This is a genomic window from Enterobacter cloacae complex sp. BZL2005, from assembly GCF_049238885.1.
Taxonomy (GTDB): Bacteria; Pseudomonadota; Gammaproteobacteria; order Enterobacterales; family Enterobacteriaceae; genus Enterobacter; species Enterobacter roggenkampii.
Window position 1 is genome coordinate 22,822 of sequence record NZ_JBMKGI010000018.1, and the last position, 20,178, is coordinate 42,999.

The following is a 20,178-nucleotide window of genomic DNA, read 5'->3' on the forward strand; positions in this document are numbered from 1 at the left end:
CATCGCCTAATCGAAGAGAATCGATGTGAAAGTACTAACCGTATTTGGCACCAGGCCGGAGGCCATTAAGATGGCACCTCTGGTTCATGCGCTGGCCAGCGATCCTGATATTGAAGCGAAAGTGTGCGTCACGGCCCAGCACCGTGAGATGCTCGATCAGGTGTTAACGCTCTTTTCCATCGTCCCGGATTACGACCTCAATATTATGAAACCGGGGCAAGGATTGACGGAGATAACCTGTCGCATTCTGCAAGAGCTGAAGCCTATCCTGGAGTCATTCAAGCCTGACGTGGTGCTGGTACACGGCGACACTACCACGACCGTGGCGACCAGCCTGGCCGCGTTTTACCAGCGAATTCCCGTGGGGCATGTTGAGGCGGGTCTGCGTACCGGCAATCTTTATTCGCCGTGGCCGGAGGAGGCCAACCGCACGCTAACGGGCCACCTGGCGATGTATCACTTTGCGCCTACAGAAAACTCGCGTCAGAACCTGCTGCGTGAAAATATCGCCGATAACAAAATCTTTGTGACCGGCAATACGGTCATCGATGCGTTAATTTGGGTACGTGACCGGGTCCTGGCAAACCACGAGCTTAAGAACGAACTCGCTGCTCGCTATCCATTCCTGCACAACGGCAAAAAAACCATTCTGGTCACCGGCCACCGTCGCGAAAGCTTTGGCCGGGGTTTTGAGCAAATCTGTCACGCGCTGGCTGAAATCGCGGCGCAGAACGACGACGTGCAGATTGTCTATCCGGTCCATCTCAATCCTAACGTCAGCGAGCCGGTTAACCGCATCCTGGGTCATATCGAAAATGTCCTTCTGATTGAACCTCAGGACTATCTGCCGTTTGTCTGGCTGATGAACCATGCCTGGCTGATCCTTACCGATTCCGGCGGCATTCAGGAAGAAGCGCCTTCTCTTGGCAAACCGGTGCTGGTGATGCGTGAAACCACCGAGCGTCCGGAAGCGGTCAAAGCCGGTACGGTGCGTCTGGTCGGCACCAACGCGGAACTCATCGTCGAAGAGGTCACGCGCCTTCTGCATGACGACGAAACGTATCAGGCGATGAGCCGGGCCCATAATCCGTATGGAGACGGGCAGGCTTGTGGCCGTATTTTGCATGCACTTAAACACAATCAGGTATCGCTATGAGTTTTACTACCCTCTCTGTCATTGGTCTTGGCTACATTGGCTTGCCCACCGCGGCGGCGTTTGCCTCTCGTCAGAAACAGGTTGTCGGTGTGGATATCAACGCCCGTGCGGTGGAAACCATTAACCGTGGCGAGATTCATATTGTCGAGCCCGATCTTGACCGCGTGGTGAAAGAGGCGGTGGAGGGCGGCTTCCTGCGCGCCAGTACCACGCCCGTTGAAGCGGATGCTTACCTGATTGCCGTTCCAACGCCCTTTAAAGGTGACCACGAGCCCGACATGGTCTACGTCGAGGCGGCGGCAAAGTCCATTGCCCCTGTGCTGAAGAAAGGGGCGCTGGTGATTCTGGAATCAACCTCTCCGGTCGGTGCTACCGAGCAGATGGCGCAGTGGCTGGCCGACGCGCGCCCTGATTTAAGCTTCCCGCAACAGGCGGGGGAGCAGGCGGATATCAACATCGCCTACTGTCCGGAGCGCGTCCTCCCGGGCCAGGTCATGGTCGAACTGATAAAAAACGACCGCGTCATTGGCGGTATGACGCCCGTCTGTTCCGAGCGCGCCAGCGCGCTGTACAAGATTTTCCTGGAAGGCGAGTGTATGGTGACAAACTCCCGCACCGCCGAGATGTGCAAGCTGACGGAAAACAGCTTCCGTGACGTTAATATCGCCTTTGCGAACGAACTGTCGCTGATTTGCGCCGATCAGGGGATTAACGTCTGGGAGTTGATTAGCCTGGCGAATCGCCATCCGCGTGTAAACATTCTCCAGCCAGGCCCGGGCGTGGGTGGACACTGCATCGCCGTCGATCCGTGGTTTATTGTGGCTCAGAATCCGGCGCAGGCGCGCCTGATTCGCACCGCGCGTGAAGTGAACGACAGCAAACCTCACTGGGTGCTCAATCAGGTCAAAACCACGGTAGCGGATTGTCTGGCAGAGAGCGGAAAGCGCGCCAGCGAGCTGAAAATTGCCTGCTTTGGTCTGGCATTCAAACCCAACATTGACGACCTGCGCGAAAGCCCGGCAATGGAAATTGCTCAGATGATTGCCGAATGGCACAAGGGTGAAACGCTGGTGGTTGAGCCGAATATCGATGAGTTGCCGGCAAAACTGGCGGGGCACTGCACGCTGGCTGCGCTGGATGAGGCGCTGGCGACGGCGGACGTGCTGGTGCTGCTGGTGGATCATAAAGCGTTTAAAGCGACGTCCGGTGATGCGGTGCGTCAGAAGTATGTGGTTGATACCAAAGGTGTCTGGCGTTGAACAGCCTGAACGGGGTACTTGAGCCCCTGCAGTGGGAGAGTGCCTTTTTCGGCCTGCCGTCGGCCATTGTGCGTCTGCGCGATGATGCGCCGGTACTGGCTGAATCGGATTTCATCACCTGGCAACGGATTCAGGCGAAGATCCCGGCGGACCGTACCGACCTGCTTGATGCGCTCCAGCAACGCGGCTTCCAGCTGGTGGAAGGTGAGGCAGACCTTTCCATAACCCTCACCCGGCATGATGCACCCGGCGCTGAAATCGCAACCGAACAGGATATTCCCGTGCTGCGTCAGATGGCGGCTCAGGCGTTTGCGCAGAGCCGCTTTCGTGCGCCCTGGTACGCACCTGACGATAGCGGCCGTTTCTATGCCCAGTGGATAGAGAATGCGGTTAAAGGCACCTTTGACCACGTCTGCCTGGTTTTCCGCGCAGGGGACGGTCAACTCCAGGGGTTCGTCTCGCTTCGCAAGCTCAACGTGCGCGAGGCGCGTATTGGCTTATTAGCCGGGCGCGGCATGGGTGAGAAACTTATGCAGGCGGCGCTGCACTGGGCGCAGCAGCAGCAGGTTGAGACGCTGCGGGTGGCGACCCAGGTGGGCAACACCGCCGCGCTTAAACGTTATATTGCGAGTGGTGCCAACATCGACGCCACCGCCTACTGGTTATACAGGTGACAAGATGATTCCATTTAACGCACCACCCGTCGTCGGAACGGAACTCGACTATATGCAGTCTGCCATGGGCAGCGGCAAACTCTGCGGTGACGGCGGTTTCACCCGTCGCTGTCAGCAGTGGATGGAACAGCGTTTTCGCAGCGCCAAAGTACTGCTGACCCCGTCCTGTACGGCATCGCTGGAAATGGCCGCACTGCTGCTGGATATCCAGCCCGGCGATGAAGTGATCATGCCGAGCTACACCTTCGTTTCCACGGCGAATGCGTTTGTCCTGCGCGGGGCGAAAATCGTCTTTGTGGATATCCGCCCGGATACCATGAACATTGATGAGACGCTGATTGAAGCGGCGATCACCGACAAAACGCGCGCGATCGTGCCGGTTCACTACGCAGGTGTGGCCTGTGAAATGGATACCATCATGGCCATCGCCAAAAAACATAACCTGTTTGTGGTGGAAGATGCCGCGCAGGGCGTGATGTCGACCTACAAGGGACGCGCGCTGGGCACCATCGGCCACATCGGCTGCTTTAGCTTCCACGAAACCAAAAACTACACGGCAGGCGGAGAGGGTGGCGCGACGCTGATTAACGACCGGGCGCTCGTGGAGCGTGCGGAAGTGATCCGCGAAAAAGGCACCAACCGCAGCCAGTTCTTCCGCGGCCAGGTAGACAAATACACCTGGCGCGATATTGGCTCCAGCTATCTGATGGCGGATCTGCAGGCCGCGTACCTCTGGGCGCAGCTGGAAGCCGCGGATCGCATCAACCTGCAGCGTCTCTCCCTGTGGCAAACCTATTACGATGCGCTGGAACCTCTGGCAAAAGCCGGGCGTATTGCGCTGCCAACGATTCCGGCGGATTGCGTCCACAACGCGCACATGTTCTACATCAAGCTGCGCGATAACGACGACCGCAGCGAGCTCATCGCCTGGCTGAAAGAAGCCGAAATTATGGCGGTGTTCCACTATATCCCGCTGCACTCCAGCCCGGCGGGCGAAGCGTTTGGAACGTTCGCGGGTGAAGACCGTTACACCACCAAAGAAAGTGAGCGGTTGCTTCGTCTGCCACTGTTCTACAACCTCGCGCCAGTTAACCAGCGTACGGTGATTAATACCCTCCTGAGTTATTTCGGCTGATATGTCTCTGGCAAAAGCATCGGTGTGGACCGCCGCGTCCACGCTTGTAAAAATTGGGGCCGGGCTGTTGGTCGTCAAGCTCCTGGCCGTCTCATTTGGCCCGTCAGGAGTGGGGCAGGCGGGTAATTTCCGTCAGCTTGTCACCGTCCTTGGAGTGCTGGCTGGTGCCGGTATCTTCAACGGCGTCACCAAATACGTTGCGCAGTATCATGATGATGCGGCCCAGCTCCGCAGGGTGGTGGGCACCTCGTCGGCGATGGTCACGGGTTTTTCGACCCTGATGGCGATCATCTTTCTGCTGGCGGCGGCGCCCATCAGCCAGGGATTATTCGGTCACACCCACTATCAGGGGCTGGTGCGTCTGGTCGCATTGGTTCAGATGGGGATTGCCTGGGCTAACCTGCTGCTGGCGCTGATGAAAGGGTTTCGTGATGCTGCCGGGAACGCGCTTGCGTTGATCCTGGGCAGCGTCATCGGCGTGATTGCCTATTATTTCTGCTATCGCCTGGGTGGCTATGAAGGCGCGCTGCTGGGGCTGGCGCTGGTTCCGGCGCTGGTGATTGTGCCTGCGGCATTTATGCTGATGCGTCGGGGCGTTATTCCGCTGAGCTACCTGAAACCGCAATGGGACTCGATGCTTGCCAGCCAACTGGGTAAATTTACTCTGATGGCGCTCATCACCTCCGTCACGCTGCCGGTGGCCTACGTGATGATGCGAAACCTGCTGGCGGCGCACTATAGCTGGGATGAGGTCGGGATCTGGCAGGGCGTAAGCAGTATTTCCGATGCCTATCTTCAGTTTATTACGGCTTCCTTTAGCGTTTACCTGCTGCCAACCCTGTCGCGTCTGACGTCCAGACAGGACATAACGCGCGAGATTTCCCGATCGCTGCGCTTTGTATTGCCGGCCGTCGCGGCTGCCAGCTTTACCGTCTGGTTATTGCGCGATGTCGCCATCTGGCTGCTGTTCTCGGCGAAGTTCACCGCCATGCGCGATCTCTTTGCCTGGCAGCTGGTGGGTGATGTACTGAAAGTGGGGGCTTACGTTTTCGGCTATCTGGTGATCGCGAAAGCGTCCCTGCGGCTCTATATCCTGGCGGAAATTAGCCAGTTTGTTTTACTGACGGCATTTTCACACTGGCTGATACCCACGCACGGTGCGCTGGGGGCGGCCCAGGCCTACATGGCAACCTATATCGTTTATTTCGCCGCCTGTTGCGGTGTATTTTTATTGTGGCGTAAACGCGCATGACTGCACTGATTCACATCCTGGGATCGGATATCCCACACCATAACCAGACCGTTTTGCGGTTCTTCAACGACGAGCTGGCATCGGGCGATCCTGATGCGCGTGAGTTTATGGTTGCAGGTCAGGATAAGGGCCTGAGCGAGGCGTTTCCGGCACTGACGATTCGCTTCTGGCCGGATAAGGCCTCACTGGCGAAGGCGGTGGTTGCCAAAGCCAAAGCGGATCGTAAGCAACGTTTCTTTTTCCACGGGCAGTTCAATACCGGCCTGTGGCTGGCGCTTCTCAGCGGAGGGATTAAACCCTCCCAGTGCAGCTGGCATATCTGGGGAGCCGATCTTTATGAAGTCTCCCGCGGCTGGAAATTCCGTCTTTTTTATCCCCTGCGCCGCATGGCTCAGGGGCGCGTAGGCTGCGTTTTTGCTACCCGCGGCGATCTCAACTATTTTGCTAAACAGCACCCGAACGTGCGCGGCGAGTTGCTCTATTTCCCCACCCGCATGGATCCGGCGCTGAACGCCATGGCGAATGACGCGGTGCGAGAAGGCAAGCTGACGATTCTGGTGGGGAATTCCGGCGATCGCAGTAACGAACATGTCGCGGCGCTCAGGGCGGTGCATCAGCAGTTTGGCGACACAGTGAACGTGGTGGTGCCGATGGGCTATCCCGCCAACAACAGCGCCTATATCGACGAGGTTCGTCAGCAGGGGCTGGCGCTGTTTAGCGCTGAAAATCTGCACATCCTCAGCGATAAGCTGGAATTTGATGACTATCTTGCGCTGCTGAGAAAATGCGATCTCGGTTATTTCATCTTTGCCCGGCAGCAGGGGATTGGCACGCTGTGCCTGCTGATTCAGGCAGGTGTACCGTGCGTGCTCAACCGCGACAACCCGTTCTGGCAGGACATGGCCGAGCAGCATATTCCGGTGTTGTTTACCTCAGACACGCTGAATGTCGAGGTGGTACGTGAAGCTCAACGTCAGCTCACGCTGGTGGATAAAAACAGCATCGATTTTTTCAGCCCGAATTATCTCACGCCGTGGCACCGCGCGCTGCGTATCGCTGCAGGAGACAAAGCATGAGTCAGTTGCAATTCAGCGGCTTACTGGTTGTCTGGCTTCTGAGCAGCCTGTTCATCGCCACGCTCACCTGGTTTGAATTCCGGCGCGTGCGCTTCAACTTTAACGTCTTCTTCTCGTTACTGTTTCTGCTGACGTTCTTTTTCGGCTTCCCGTTGACCAGCATACTGGTCTTCCGTTTTGACGTGAGCGTCGCGCCGCCGGACATTCTGCTCCAGGCGCTTCTGGCGGCGACCTGCTTCTATGCGGTCTACTACGTCACCTATAAAACGCGTCTGCGTTCAGCGCAGGCTGCAGCCCCACGCCGGGCGCTCTTTACCATGAATCGGGTGGAAACCCACCTGACATGGGTGATGCTGATGACTATCGCCCTGGTCAGCGTTGGCATCTTCTTCATGCATAACGGCTTCCTGCTTTTTAAACTCCACTCCTACAGCCAGATTTTTTCGGCAGAAGTCTCGGGCGTGGCGCTTAAGCGTTTCTTCTACTTCTTCATTCCGGCGATGCTGGTGATCTTCTTCCTGCGCCAGGACAGCAAAGCGTGGCTGTTCTTCCTGGTCAGTACCGTCGCATTTGGCATCCTGACCTACATGATTGTGGGCGGTACGCGCGCGAACATCATCATCGCCTTCGCGATCTTCCTGTTTATCGGCATTATCCGCGGCTGGATCTCGCTCTGGATGCTGGTTGCAGCAGGCGTGTTTGGCATTGTGGGGATGTTCTGGCTGGCGCTAAAGCGCTACGGGATGAACGTGGCGGGTGATGAGGCGTTTTACACGTTTCTTTACCTCACGCGTGATACCTTCTCGCCATGGGAAAACCTGGCACTGCTGCTGCAAAATTACGACAAGATTGATTTCCAGGGGCTGGCGCCGATTGTTCGCGACTTCTACGTCTTTATCCCTTCCTGGCTATGGCCGGACCGTCCTGGCGTGGTGCTGAATACGGCGAATTACTTCACCTGGGAAGTGCTGAACAACCATTCCGGTCTGGCAATTTCACCCACGCTGCTCGGTTCCCTGGTGGTGATGGGCGGGGCATGGTTCATTCTCCCCGGAGCGGTTGCCGTGGGGCTGATTATCAAGTGGTTCGACTGGCTTTACCTGCGTGGCAATGAAGAGACCAACCGCTATAAAGCGGCCATTTTGCACAGTTTCTGCTTTGGTGCCATTTTCAATATGATCGTTCTGGCGCGCGAAGGTCTGGACTCGTTCGTTTCGCGCGTGGTGTTCTTCATGGTCGTTTTCGGCATCTGCCTGTTACTGGCCAAACTGTTGTACTGGCTGTTTGACAGCGCCGGGCTTGTGCACAGGCGCGAGCGGCAGGGCAGCACAACGCTGTCGCAAGTCTGAGTAAGGATAGTAATGACTGATAGAATTTCTGCACCGCGCTATGCGCTACGTGGTCTGCAGCTGATTGGCTGGCGCGACATGCAGCACGCGCTGGATTTTCTGTTCGCCGACGGCCAGATGAAATCCGGTACGCTGGTGGCCATCAACGCGGAAAAGATGCTGGCGGTTGAGGATAACGCGGAAGTCAAAAGCCTGATAGACGCGGCCGAATTTAAATACGCGGACGGGATCAGCGTGGTTCGCTCTATCCGTAAAAAGTATCCTGACGCTAATGTTTCCCGCGTGGCGGGTGCCGATCTCTGGGAGCAGCTTATGGCCCGTGCAGGCGCGCAGGGAACGCCCGTGTTCCTGATTGGCGGGAAGCCGGAGATACTGGCCCAGACGGAAGAGAAACTGCGTCGTCAATGGAATGTTAATATTGTCGGCAGCCAGGATGGTTACTTCAAACCGGAAGATCGGCAGGCGCTGTTTGAGCGCGTTCGTGACAGCGGGGCGAAGATTGTCACCGTGGCGATGGGGTCCCCGCGCCAGGAGATCCTGATGCGTGACTGTCGTCTGGTCTGCCCGGATGCCCTCTACATGGGCGTTGGCGGCACATATGACGTCTTTACCGGCCACGTCAAGCGTGCGCCAGCGGTCTGGCAACATCTGGGGCTGGAGTGGCTGTATCGCCTGCTATCGCAGCCGACACGCATTAAACGACAGATCCGTCTGCTTCGCTACCTCACCTGGCATTACACCGGGAAAATGTAATCAAAATGTAGCGCGATATGCTATTCGCGCTGCAACTCCCCTGCAAAACTGCTGATAATCTGTGCAATGCATTCATTTTTTTTATGCATCGTTTGCCATTTGGCACATTTTAAGAAACCATTTGCTCCGTATTTTAGTCCCCCTAAAAAACAATACCCGGTCTTAAGTCGGGAAACAGCAAACACAATCGAGGATCTATGGCAGAGAAAAAACAGGAGCTACAGCGTGGGCTGGAAGCTCGTCATATTGAACTGATAGCGCTGGGCGGCACTATCGGCGTGGGCCTGTTTATGGGCTCCGCAAGCACGCTCAAGTGGGCAGGCCCTTCCGTATTACTGGCGTACATTATTGCCGGGCTGTTTGTTTTCTTCATCATGCGTTCCATGGGCGAAATGCTCTTCCTGGAGCCGGTAACCGGCTCCTTCGCCGTTTACGCGCACCGGTATATGAGCCCCTTTTTCGGCTACCTGACAGCCTGGTCATACTGGTTCATGTGGATGGCGGTGGGCATCTCCGAGATCACCGCGATAGGGGTCTACGTCCAGTTCTGGTTCCCGGACATGGCCCAGTGGATACCCGCGCTTATTGCCGTGGGGCTGGTGGCGCTGGCAAACCTGGCCGCCGTGCGTCTATATGGTGAGATCGAGTTCTGGTTCGCGATGATTAAAGTCACCACCATCATCGTGATGATTGTTGTCGGCCTGGGCGTGATTTTCTTCGGCTTTGGCAACGGTGGACACGCTATCGGTTTCGGTAACCTGACCGAAAACGGCGGCTTCTTTGCCGGCGGCTGGAAGGGTTTCCTGACGGCGCTGTGTATCGTTGTGGCTTCGTATCAGGGCGTGGAGCTGATCGGTATTACTGCCGGTGAAGCGAAAAATCCTCAGGTCACGCTGCGTAGCGCGGTGGGCAAAGTGCTGTGGCGCATCCTGATTTTCTATGTGGGCGCGATCTTCGTTATCGTAACCATCTTCCCGTGGAACGAAATTGGCACGACGGGTAGCCCGTTTGTTTTAACCTTTGCCAAAATTGGTATCACGGCGGCGGCGGGCATCATTAACTTTGTGGTCCTGACGGCCGCGCTGTCAGGCTGTAACAGCGGGATGTACAGCTGTGGGCGTATGCTCTATGCGCTCTCGAAGAATAACCAGCTGCCTGCGGCGATGAGCAAAGTGTCACGTGCTGGCGTGCCGGTGGCGGGCGTGGCGGTTTCGATTGCGATCCTGCTGATTGGTTCTTGCCTGAATTACATCATTCCCAATCCGCAGCGGGTGTTCGTTTACGTCTACAGCGCCAGCGTCCTGCCGGGCATGGTGCCGTGGTTTGTTATCCTCATCAGCCAGCTGCGTTTCCGTCATGCGCATAAAAAGGCGATTGAAAGCCATCCGTTCCGTTCAATTCTGTTCCCGTATGCGAACTATTTAACGATGGCGTTCCTGATTTGCGTATTAATCGGAATGTACTTTAATGAAGATACCCGCATGTCGCTGTTTGTCGGGATGATCTTCCTGGCCGCTGTAACGGCTGCCTATAAGCTTTTTGGTCTCGGTCGCCGTGCCACCACGCAGAAAGTGGAGGAATAAGCGGCAAAATGTGCAAACGATAACCAAACGCGCATTTTTTTCAAAAAAGCACTAGACAGCGGGGACGGAGGTACGTAATATCCAGCCCCGCAACGGCGCTAAGCGCCCGTAGCTCAGCTGGATAGAGCGCTGCCCTCCGGAGGCAGAGGTCTCAGGTTCGAATCCTGTCGGGCGCGCCATTTTAGTCCCGGCGCTAGAGCTGCGGTGGTCTGAGAAGTAGTCAGTACCGCGTGAAAGAATACAGTGGTGGCTATAGCTCAGTTGGTAGAGCCCTGGATTGTGATTCCAGTTGTCGTGGGTTCGAATCCCATTAGCCACCCCATTATTGAAAGAGTTGTGAATTGCGAAGGTGGCGGAATTGGTAGACGCGCTAGCTTCAGGTGTTAGTGTCCTTAGGATGTGGGGGTTCGAGTCCCCCCCCTCGCACCACGACTTTTTAAATGAATTGAACTAAAAATTCAAAAAGCAGTACATCGGCGAGTAGCGCAGCTTGGTAGCGCAACTGGTTTGGGACCAGTGGGTCGGAGGTTCGAATCCTCTCTCGCCGACCAATTTTGAACCCCGCTTCGGCGGGGTTTTTTGTTTTGTGCCACTTTTCACCCCTGTAGTGATTCCCCGACAGCGCCCTGTTTCATTGTCGCGATTCAGCGACATATAATGCATTGAAAATAAACATATTTACTATCCATAGGTTTTGCTGTCTCCTCCTGGCGACATATTTCTGCGTTGACCGATATGTTGTAGCGATTAAGACGACGCTTAACAGCATAATTTCCTTTTATCTTAAAATGTTGCGTCATGTAAAAGTTCAGAGTGTCATGTTGGCACGTTACGTGCAATAATATGCGTGTAGATGCTCATTCCATCTCTTATGTTCGCCTTCGTGCCTCATAAACTCCGGAATGACGCAGAGCCATTTACGGTGCTTATCGTCCACTGACAGATGTCGCTTCGGCCTCATCAGACACCATGGACATAACGTTGAGTGAAGCACCAAATATGTTGTCTTACAGACCTGTTTTAACGCCTGCTTTTATAGCAGGCGTTTTTTTATGCCTTATTCCCGATACCGGCGCACGATCAGGGCAACCATCACAAGGGCCGCTGACGAGACAGCATACAGCGCGGCTACTGAGCCAAACCCGGCAGCCACTGCCGCTGCGATGCCGGTGAAGAGAGAGGCGCTGAGCGTTTGCCAGCGCCAGGCTTTACCACTGGCCGAAGCGGTTTGCGTAATATGAAAACTACTGAGAACGCCAAACGTCCCGGCCGCGAACAGAACATTCGAAGCCAGATGCGCGATAAAGATCATCCCCAGCGCACATGCCATCCACCCGGACAACAACGGCAGCATTCCATAAGCGGCCAGAAAGATGCCGAGACAAACGATGATGCGTGGCGTGCGAGCGGCAAAGCGCGTCAGGCTCTCTTTTTTTAGCAACATGGGGCCGCAAAGCTGTCCCAGGCTCCTGGCGAAAAGCAGCGGCAGAGCAAGGCCCGCCGCATCCTGAGGATGGATTTGCTGTGCCAGTGCCGGAAGCAGTGCCATGGCCGGCGAGCCGACGGCCGCCAGCGCTGGCAGGATGAGCAGACTGCGTTTCTGCCGAACGGTCAACGTCCGCCAGCGTAATGCCGCAGGGGCTTCCTCTTCCTCGAGGGACGGGAGTGATGGCGCAGAAAACCGGCGTCCAGCCAGCCATAGCATGAGCAGTGACACGAGAAAGCTGGCGGCATCAATGGCCAGAAGGGTAAATACGGATATCTTCTGAAACAGCATCACGCCCAGGCCGGTCCCCAGCAAAACCTGAGAAGCAAAAATCACATTTTCCAGACAGGTCGCAGCAGGCAGCTCCGCTTCGCTGAGACCGCGCTTGAAGAGCAACGTCAGCGCGGGCCAGCTCATCCCGCTGAGCAGCGCTTCGGTGGATTGCACGGCGAGTAACGCGGTAACGCTGTGATAACCCACACCAAGGAGGGGAAAGAGCAGGGCGAGCAATCCCAGTGCCTCGGTCAGTATCAGCAGGGCGATCGGAGAACATCGGGAGCACAGCTTTTCGCCGATCGTACTCCCGATAAACCCCGGCACCGTAGCGAAAAGAAAAGCGAGGGTGAGCAGTGCGGGCGGGGCTGACCATGCTAACAGCAAGCCGAAGACCACGACCTGGGTTAAGCCATTCCCCAGCGAAGAAAAGATAAAAGCACAAGCAAGGAGGCGCAGCCAGCGGTGGCAGCGCAGCGCTTCAATCAGCGCATACAGAAGCGAGTTCATGACGATTTCCTTTCAAAAACGATTTAGTCCACGCTGCAGAATGTGCGCGTGTGTGAGAAAAAGTTAATGAAAAGAGATCGTTACATTGGCGGGCTCGTTTGCGGATGCAGGTGTAAAGAATGTAGCAGCAGAAAGGCGATAAAAAAAGGAGGCCGTTTGGCCTCCTTTTTGATTATTGCTGGGTACCGTTGTTTTGCAGGGTCAGCAACAGCCCGTCACGGCGCATGGCGGCGGCCTCTTCCGGCTTATGCTGCTTGTCCAGCGTATCGGCAAGCCAGGCGTAGTCGAAGGCGTCCGGACGCTGCTTCAGCGCTGCACGGAAGGCGAGGCTCGCCTCCTGCCATTCGCCGTGCTTCATCAACGACTGGCCGAGCGTGCTCCACAGCAGCGGTCGATCGCCGACGGTTTTAATCTGCTGACGCAGCACTTTTTCGATTTGCTCAGGATTGTTGGTTTTCAGGCGCGGAATCACCATCACCAGACGATCGTCGTACTGACGCTTCAGACCGTCGAGGAGGATCGCCTGAGCCGTGTCGTGATCGTCACACTCGATGAGGTGTTCCGCCATCGCCACCTGCAGAGGAACCTGCTGACGCGTTTTACGGCTCTGATTCTTCCACCACGTTTTCAGGCCGTCGCTGCCCAGGTCTGCGCGCGCCTGATCCATCAGGCCAATCCACGCCAGACGCTGAAGCTCATCACGATGTTCATCGTCGCCCACCTCGGCCTTCGCCATCGACGGAATGATGTCCAGCAGTGAGCCCCAGGCGCCGGTACGAATATAGGCCTGCTCGGCAAGACGCAGCACTTCCGGATGACGCGGCGCGACTTCCAGCAGACGGTCGATGCCGTGGCGAGCCGCGTGATTCTCATTGCGTGCCAGCTGCAGACGAACGCGCGTGATTTCCACCGGAATCGGGTCGCCGTGAGCCAGCTCAGCCGCTCGCTCCAGGTGCTGATTCGCGCGGGCTTCATCACCGCGCTGCTGCGCCGCTTCGGCCGCCAGCAGATAGTTCACCACCGGCTGTTCGGCATGGTCGGCGTTTTTCGACATCAGCTTTTCAACCTGCTGATAGTCACCCTCTGCGAGCTTAAGCAGCGCCTGCTCGGTCTGTTTACGGGCGCGGCGGCGCTTACGGCCAATGAACCAGCAGCGGGTATGGGCACCGGTACGGAAAATACGGCGCAGGATCCACTCGATCGCAAACAGCACCACCACGCCGAGGATCAGAATGATCGTCAGACCCGTTACGCTGGTTTCAATGTTGTAGTTATCGGTCTGGATCAGGACATAACCCTGATGACCCGCAAGCATAGGTCCCAGGACGATCCCGGCGATCAGCAGGATAAAGAGTAAGAGGACTTTTAGCATCGTTACTCTCCCTGCGGTGCGCTTTCAGGCGCAGGAGCCGGAGCAGGTGCCGCTCCGCCCGTTTGCTCAGCCGGCACGCCCGGCTGCGCCAGCAGGTTACGCACGCGCGTCTGCATCAGTTTCTCCAGAATCGGCTGGCTGGTCAGCTTGTCCGGCACGTTCATGGTGATGTTCTGCTGACTCAGCTTATCAATGTCTTCGAGGAAGGCGGTGGTCGTCGCATCATCGGTGTTGTAGTAAGCGCGTACCCACGTTGAGACGTTATCCAGCGCCTGTTTATAGGTCTCTTCCTGATGACGCGGCACGGCCTGGGCCGCCACCAGCAGGCGGGAACGAATGTTCTCGCGCAGATAGATGTCCTGGTTCGGCGCGAGCAGCGGTACGGCAGTTTCGTCGCGACGGCGGATAGTGATAAAGCTGTCCATAAAGTTCTGCCAGCTTTTCTGCAGGTTTATGCGCCATTCGCTCAGGGAGCTGGAAAGTTCGGTACCGTCGGAATCCATCGGGGAGTCGTCGTCGTTGTTATCCGCCAGCTGCAGGTTATCAATTTGATTCGACAGCTGATTCACTTTAAGGATAATGCCGTCGTAATCCACCTGCGAAACGGCGGATAGGCTGGCGATGTCTTCGGTAATCGCGCGACGGGCGGTAATGAGGCTCGGGTCGTTCATGTCCGCCAGGCTTGCATCGGCGCTTTTCAGCAGCGCGGCGGCAGTGGTGACGTCCTGATCGCTCCAGAGCTTACGTCCGGCGAGCTTCACCAGGAAGTCAGCCTGCGAGAGCAGCCAGGTTTTGGCATCGGTGCCGGAAATCGTGGCGACTTTCTGCTGTACTTCACCCAGCTGTTTGGTCAGCTCTTCCTGTTTGCTGTTCGCTTCGGCAAGCGCGGCGGCCTGCTGCTTAATCACGGCTTCCAGCTCGGTTTTCTGCGTCTCCTGCTCTTTTTGCAGGGCAGTGAGCTGATTCACCAGCGCATCGCTGGTGGACGTCTGGTTAGCGCTCTGTTGCTTCACCAGCCCGTAGAGGCCAGCCCCCGCTGCCAGCGCAATGGCGATGGCAATCGCGCTCAGCGTGAGGCTTGTTTTGTTGCTGCCGTTTTTCTTCTCAGCGGTTTTCTCAGTCGTCTCTGGCTGTGGCGTCGTCTCCACAGTCTCCCTGGTCTCTTCAACCACGGCGGAGGATTTGTCGTGTTCCGTCATTATGGCTTCCCATTTGAGAGTTATTGTAATGCGCGCAGCAGCGCATCGTTGTCGGCGTTATCAGCGATCCGAATATCCTGCCAGCCCAGTTCCCGGGCCTGGTTCGCCAGACGCTCACTGACGACCAGAAGCCGACAGCGGAGTAACCAGTTTTCGCGATACCAAAGCGGTATCAGCGTCCAAAGCTGTTGTAACATTTCACCGCTGGTGACCACCAGCGTATTGATGCCTCGCGCGTGCCAGCGCATCGCCTCTTCCGCACCGTCGTAGTGTTTTGCACAGCGCTGATAGCACTCAACGAACGTCACGTTCGCACCACGTTCACGCAGCGTTTCGCCCAGCAGCTCGCGCCCCCCATTGCCGCGCAAAATGAGCGCACGCTTTCCGGCAACAGTTTGTAATTCAGGTAATTGTAGCAAGACTTCAGTGATTTCCCGATCTAACGGGTAACGAACGTCCGCGCCGCTTACGGTATGCAGCGCCAGTGCCGTTGTGCGGCCAATCGCGAAATAGCCGGGGGCGGTTGGCCAGGCCATGTCCTGCTGCTGCAGCTGTGCGTGGGCAAATTCCACGGCATGCTGCGACAGCGCAAACAGCAGGTCACCGTCCTGAAGGGTATTCATCTGGTCGGCGAGCGCAGAGAGCTCGCGACCGGGGGAGAATTCAATGAGCGGAAAACTCCAGGCCACCTGCCCCAGTGCGCGCAGACGGCTCACTAACTGCTCTCCTGCGGGAGAAGGGCGGGTGACGAGAATACTCATGCAGGGGGCTCTCCATTATATACGTCAGCCAGGATCTCGCGGGCGCCGTTATCCAGTAACTCTTCCGCCAGCGACACGCCAAGCTTTTCGGCATCTTGCGCGTTACCGCGACGTTCGCCGCGCACCATCTGCGAACCGTCCGGGGCGCCTACCAGCGCGCGCAGCCACAGTTCGCCATTCGTCAATTCAGCATAGCTGCCAATTGGCACCTGGCACCCGCCTTCGAGGCGGGTATTCATCGCCCGCTCCGCTTTTACGCGCGTAGCGGTTTCGTCATGATTCAGTGGGGCAAGCAGCTCGCGGGTACGCGCATCGTCCAGACGGCACTCGATGCCGACGGCACCCTGGCCAACAGCGGGCAGTGAGAGCTCTGGCGGCAGCGCTACGCGAATACGTTCTTCCAGCCCCAGACGCTTCAGGCCGGCAACGGCGAGGATAATGGCATCGTAATCGCCGTTATCCAGCTTGCCCAGACGCGTGCCGACGTTACCGCGCAGCGAGCGGATGATCAGGTCAGGACGACGCTCCGCCAGCTGACACTGACGGCGTAAACTCGACGTGCCAACCACGCTACCCGCTGGCAGCGCGTCGAGCGAGTCATAGCGGTTAGAGACAAACGCATCGCGCGGGTCTTCGCGCTCGCAGATGGTCACTAGCCCCAGCCCTTCCGGGAACTCGACGGGCACATCTTTCATCGAATGTACGGCGATATCGGCGCGGTTCTCAAGCAATGCCAGTTCCAGTTCTTTGACAAACAGGCCCTTGCCGCCCACTTTCGCCAGCGGCGTATCGAGGATCACGTCACCGCGCGTGACCATCGGCACCAGCTCGACGCGCAATCCACTGTGGCAGGCTTCCAGGCGCTGCTTCACATAATGTGCCTGCCAGAGCGCGAGAGGGCTTTGGCGTGTGGCAATTCTCAAAACATTGTCTAACATGCTTGTTACCGTCATTATCAATCGCTAACCATCCTAACATTGTTGACTCTGGGATGGCAGTTTTACGGTTGATGAAGAGTGAGAGGGACAAGGCGGCGTATTCGTCAGCCAGAGCCGTATTCAGGAATTTACACGTACAGAACGGTGCTACACTTGTATGTAGCGCATCTTTCTTTACGGTCAATCGGCAAGGTGTTAAATTGATCACGTTTTAGACCATTTTTTCGTCGGTACCACCAAAAATGATAAGGGCGAAAAAGGGTAACGGTTATCTTTTTGAAATACTGCGGGTCCGCTGTTACTCGTGTTTTGAATAGCTGCGACACCCGGAAACATCAGGCGATACGTCTTGTACCTCTATATTGAGACTCTGAAACAGAGACTGGATGCCATAAATCAACTGCGTGTGGATCGCGCGCTTGCTGCTATGGGCCCTGCTTTCCAGCAGGTATACAGTCTGCTGCCGACATTATTGCACTATCACCACCCGCTGATGCCTGGCTACCTTGATGGTAACGTTCCCCAGGGCATTTGCCTTTTCACGCCTGATGAAACCCAACAGCATTATTTGAACGAGCTGGAACTCTACCGGGGCATGCCGCCACAGGAGTCCCCGAAAGGTGAACTGCCGATTACCGGCGTTTACTCTATGGGGAGCACCTCATCAGTAGGGCAAAGCTGTTCTTCTGACCTGGACATCTGGGTATGTCATCAGTCCTGGCTCGATAACGAAGAGCGTCAGCTGCTGCAGCGTAAATGCAGCCTGCTGGAGAGCTGGGCGGCCTCGCTCGGCGTGGAAGTGAGCTTCTTCCTGATTGATGAAAACCGTTTCCGCCATAACGAAAGCGGCAGTCTGGGTGGTGAGGACTGCGGCTCGACCCAGCACATCTTATTGCTGGATGAATTCTACCGTACTGCCGTTCGCCTGGCCGGGAAACGTATTCTGTGGAATATGGTCCCGTGCGAAGAAGAAGAGCATTACGACGATTACGTCATGTCGCTTTATGCGCAGGGCGTACTGACGCCAAACGAATGGCTGGACCTCGGCGGTCTCAGCTCACTGTCTGCGGAAGAGTATTTCGGCGCAAGCCTCTGGCAGCTCTATAAGAGTATCGACTCACCGTACAAAGCGGTGCTGAAAACGCTGCTGCTTGAAGCCTACTCCTGGGAATACCCGACGCCGCGCCTGCTGGCGAAAGACATCAAGCAGCGCCTGCACGACGGGGAGATCGTCTCCTTCGGGCTGGACGCTTACTGCATGATGCTGGAGCGCGTAACCGAATACCTGAAAGCCATTGATGACACCACGCGTCTGGACCTGGTACGTCGATGTTTCTATCTCAAAGTCTGTGAGAAGTTGAGCCGCGAACGCGCCTGCGTGGGCTGGCGTCGTGAAGTGGTCAGCCAGTTAGTAAAAGAGTGGGGATGGGACGACGCGCGTCTGTCCATGCTCGACAACCGGGCCAACTGGAAAATCGATCAGGTGCGTGAAGCGCACAACGAACTGCTCGATGCAATGATGCAAAGCTACCGTAATCTGATCCGCTTTGCGCGCCGCAACAACCTCAGCGTTTCCGCCAGTCCGCAGGATATCGGGGTATTGACCCGTAAGCTGTACGCCGCGTTTGAAGCGCTGCCGGGTAAAGTCACGCTGGTTAACCCGCAGATTTCGCCTGACCTGTCAGAACCGAACCTGACCTTTATCTACGTGCCGCCGGGCCGCGCGAACCGCACCGGGTGGTATCTGTACAACCGTGCGCCAAGCATGGATTCCATCATCAGCCATCAGCCGCTGGAATATAACCGCTATCTGAACAAGCTGGTGGCCTGGGCCTGGTTTAACGGCCTGCTGACCTCGCGCACGCGCCTGTTTATCAAAGGCAACGAGGTGGTCGATCTCGCTAAGCTGCAGGAGATGGTCGCGGATGTGTCGCACCACTTCCCGCTGCGTCTGCCTGCGCCGACGCCAAAAGCGCTCTACAGCCCGTGCGAGATTCGCCATCTGGCGATCATCGTCAACCTGGAATACGACCCGACGGCGGCCTTCCGCAATCAGGTGGTCCATTTTGACTTCCGCAAGCTGGACGTCTTTAGCTTTGGCGAGCAGCAAAACTGCCTGGTGGGCAGCGTGGACCTGCTGTACCGCAACTCGTGGAACGAAGTGCGTACCCTGCACTTCAACGGCGAGCAGGCGATGATCGAAGCGCTGAAAACCATTCTCGGCAAGATGCACCAGGATGCCGCGCCGCCGGACAGCGTGGAAGTGTTCTGCTACAGCCAGCACCTGCGCGGGTTGATTCGTACCCGCGTGCAGCAGCTGGTCTCCGAGTGTATCGAGCTGCGTCTCTCCAGTACCCGTCAGGAAACCGGGCGCTTTAAGGCGCTGCGCGTCTCCGGCCAGACCTGGGGTCTGTTCTTTGAACGTCTCAACGTGTCGGTACAGAAGCTGGAAAACGCCATTGAATTCTACGGCGCGATTTCGCATAACAAGCTGCATGGCCTGTCGGTGCAGGTGGAAACCAACCACGTTAAGCTCCCGCAGGTGGTGGACGGCTTTGCCAGTGAAGGGATTATTCAGTTCTTCTTTGAAGAGTCGGGCGACGATGCCGGGTTCAACATCTACATTCTGGATGAGACCAACCGCGCCGAGGTGTATCACCATTGTGAAGGCAGTAAAGAGGAGCTGGTGCGCGACGTCAGCCGCTTCTACTCCTCTTCGCATGACCGCTTTACCTACGGCTCAAGCTTTATCAACTTTAACCTGCCGCAGTTCTACCAGATTGTGAACGTCGATGGCCGTGCGCAGGTGATCCCGTTCCGCACTCAGGCCGTCACGCCTGCCGCGCCTGCCAATCAGGACACCGCGCCGCTGTTGCAGCAGTATTTCTCCTGAGCCTTTTCGCCGGGTGGCTAATGCTTACCCGGCCTACGGTTCGAGCCGTTGTAGGCCCGGTTAGGCGCAGCCGCCACCGGGCAACAAAACTACCTGAAACGCACTTCCTCACCCGCCTGCGCGGTCGCGGCCTGTTCCAGCAGATCCCAGAACGGTACGCCGCTACGGTCGCACACCCACTCATCACCCTTCAGATCGAAGTGATAGCCGCCCTGTTTGGCCGCCAGCCACACCTGGTGAAGCGGCTCCTGACGGTTAATAATAATTTTGCTGCCATTTTCGAAGCTCAGGGTCAGAATACCGCCGTTGATTTCACAATCGATATCGCTGTCGCCGTCCCAGTCGTCAAGACGCTCTTCGATGGTCATCCACAGGTTGTCGGCAAGGCGATGGAATTCACTGTCGTTCATGGTTTTGTTCCTGTTTTTCGTGATGCCGGCAGTATAACCCTAAATAATTCCCGTTGCAGGAAAGCGGCAAACTCTTGCTTTTGTGTCTTCTCCTGCGAT

16 protein-coding genes and 4 tRNA genes are annotated in these 20,178 nt (G+C 56.7%); 14 read left to right on the top strand and 6 right to left on the bottom strand.

Annotation, left to right across the window (positions count from 1 at the left end):
- Nucleotides 1–25: 25 nt before the first annotated feature.
- The 13 genes from wecB (at nt 26) to ACOTXI_RS21465 (ending at nt 10,788) form a co-directional block, all read left to right on the top strand.
- Complete coding sequence (wecB, locus tag ACOTXI_RS21405; RefSeq protein WP_023615519.1) at nt 26–1,156, top strand: non-hydrolyzing UDP-N-acetylglucosamine 2-epimerase; 1,131 nt, start codon at nt 26–28, stop codon at nt 1,154–1,156.
- Nucleotides 1,153–2,415, top strand: coding sequence for a UDP-N-acetyl-D-mannosamine dehydrogenase (gene wecC / locus ACOTXI_RS21410; RefSeq protein ID WP_421633964.1), 1,263 nt, complete (start codon nt 1,153–1,155; stop codon nt 2,413–2,415). The genes wecB and wecC overlap by 4 nt, the downstream gene beginning before the upstream one ends.
- A complete protein-coding gene (rffC, locus tag ACOTXI_RS21415; RefSeq protein ID WP_045353404.1) occupies nt 2,412–3,089 on the top strand; it encodes a dTDP-4-amino-4,6-dideoxy-D-galactose acyltransferase in 678 nt (225 codons plus the stop codon). Before wecC ends, rffC begins: the two co-directional genes overlap by 4 nt.
- A gap of 4 nt (nt 3,090–3,093) precedes the next feature.
- Nucleotides 3,094–4,224, top strand: coding sequence for a dTDP-4-amino-4,6-dideoxygalactose transaminase (gene rffA, locus ACOTXI_RS21420; protein ID WP_008501559.1), 1,131 nt, complete (start codon nt 3,094–3,096; stop codon nt 4,222–4,224).
- 1 nt (nt 4,225) lies between these two features.
- On the top strand, nt 4,226–5,476 hold the full coding sequence (gene wzxE, locus ACOTXI_RS21425) for a lipid III flippase WzxE (RefSeq protein ID WP_058653880.1): 1,251 nt from the start codon (nt 4,226–4,228) through the stop codon (nt 5,474–5,476).
- Complete coding sequence (locus ACOTXI_RS21430; RefSeq protein ID WP_008501557.1) at nt 5,473–6,552, top strand: TDP-N-acetylfucosamine:lipid II N-acetylfucosaminyltransferase; 1,080 nt, start codon at nt 5,473–5,475, stop codon at nt 6,550–6,552. The genes wzxE and ACOTXI_RS21430 overlap by 4 nt, the downstream gene beginning before the upstream one ends.
- On the top strand, nt 6,549–7,901 hold the full coding sequence (gene wzyE / locus ACOTXI_RS21435) for an ECA oligosaccharide polymerase (protein WP_008501555.1): 1,353 nt from the start codon (nt 6,549–6,551) through the stop codon (nt 7,899–7,901). Before ACOTXI_RS21430 ends, wzyE begins: the two co-directional genes overlap by 4 nt.
- Nucleotides 7,902–7,913: 12 nt before the next feature.
- Entirely contained in the window at nt 7,914–8,654 is a 741-nt protein-coding gene (gene wecG, locus ACOTXI_RS21440; protein ID WP_044597485.1) for a lipopolysaccharide N-acetylmannosaminouronosyltransferase, read from the top strand.
- 197 nt (nt 8,655–8,851) lie between these two features.
- Nucleotides 8,852–10,237 (top strand): bifunctional threonine/serine APC transporter ThrP, encoded by a 1,386-nt coding sequence (gene thrP / locus ACOTXI_RS21445; protein ID WP_021242842.1) that lies wholly within the window; start codon nt 8,852–8,854, stop codon nt 10,235–10,237.
- 102 nt (nt 10,238–10,339) lie between these two features.
- A tRNA-Arg gene (locus ACOTXI_RS21450) sits at nt 10,340–10,416 on the top strand.
- A gap of 67 nt (nt 10,417–10,483) precedes the next feature.
- Nucleotides 10,484–10,559: transfer RNA gene (locus ACOTXI_RS21455), tRNA-His, on the top strand.
- A gap of 21 nt (nt 10,560–10,580) precedes the next feature.
- A tRNA-Leu gene (locus ACOTXI_RS21460) sits at nt 10,581–10,666 on the top strand.
- A 45-nt stretch (nt 10,667–10,711) separates the two neighbouring features.
- Nucleotides 10,712–10,788: transfer RNA gene (locus ACOTXI_RS21465), tRNA-Pro, on the top strand.
- 506 nt (nt 10,789–11,294) lie between these two features.
- On the opposite strand, the gene ACOTXI_RS21470 is transcribed toward ACOTXI_RS21465, so the two are convergent.
- The 5 genes from ACOTXI_RS21470 to hemC all read right to left on the bottom strand — a co-directional run bounded on the left by ACOTXI_RS21470 (nt 11,295) and on the right by hemC (nt 16,776).
- Nucleotides 11,295–12,506, bottom strand: coding sequence for an MFS transporter (locus ACOTXI_RS21470; protein ID WP_087855385.1), 1,212 nt, complete (start codon nt 12,504–12,506; stop codon nt 11,295–11,297).
- 172 nt (nt 12,507–12,678) lie between these two features.
- Complete coding sequence (gene hemY / locus ACOTXI_RS21475; RefSeq protein WP_058653881.1) at nt 12,679–13,878, bottom strand: protoheme IX biogenesis protein HemY; 1,200 nt, start codon at nt 13,876–13,878, stop codon at nt 12,679–12,681.
- 2 nt (nt 13,879–13,880) lie between these two features.
- Nucleotides 13,881–15,077: a uroporphyrinogen-III C-methyltransferase gene (hemX, locus tag ACOTXI_RS21480; protein ID WP_023345089.1), complete on the bottom strand. Its 1,197-nt coding sequence runs from the start codon at nt 15,075–15,077 to the stop codon at nt 13,881–13,883.
- 20 nt (nt 15,078–15,097) lie between these two features.
- A complete protein-coding gene (hemD, locus tag ACOTXI_RS21485) occupies nt 15,098–15,838 on the bottom strand; it encodes a uroporphyrinogen-III synthase (RefSeq protein ID WP_021242845.1) in 741 nt (246 codons plus the stop codon).
- Complete coding sequence (gene hemC, locus ACOTXI_RS21490) at nt 15,835–16,776, bottom strand: hydroxymethylbilane synthase (protein ID WP_045408972.1); 942 nt, start codon at nt 16,774–16,776, stop codon at nt 15,835–15,837. The genes hemD and hemC overlap by 4 nt, the downstream gene beginning before the upstream one ends.
- Before the next feature lie 349 nt (nt 16,777–17,125).
- Here hemC and cyaA point away from each other — a divergent pair, with 349 nt between their 5' ends.
- The gene (gene cyaA, locus ACOTXI_RS21495) at nt 17,126–19,669 is read left to right on the top strand and encodes a class I adenylate cyclase (RefSeq protein ID WP_008501547.1); all 2,544 of its coding nucleotides are present in this window, start codon (nt 17,126–17,128) and stop codon (nt 19,667–19,669) included.
- A gap of 89 nt (nt 19,670–19,758) precedes the next feature.
- On the opposite strand, the gene cyaY is transcribed toward cyaA, so the two are convergent.
- Nucleotides 19,759–20,079: an iron donor protein CyaY gene (gene cyaY / locus ACOTXI_RS21500; RefSeq protein ID WP_008501546.1), complete on the bottom strand. Its 321-nt coding sequence runs from the start codon at nt 20,077–20,079 to the stop codon at nt 19,759–19,761.
- Between the last annotated feature and the right edge of the window lie 99 nt (nt 20,080–20,178).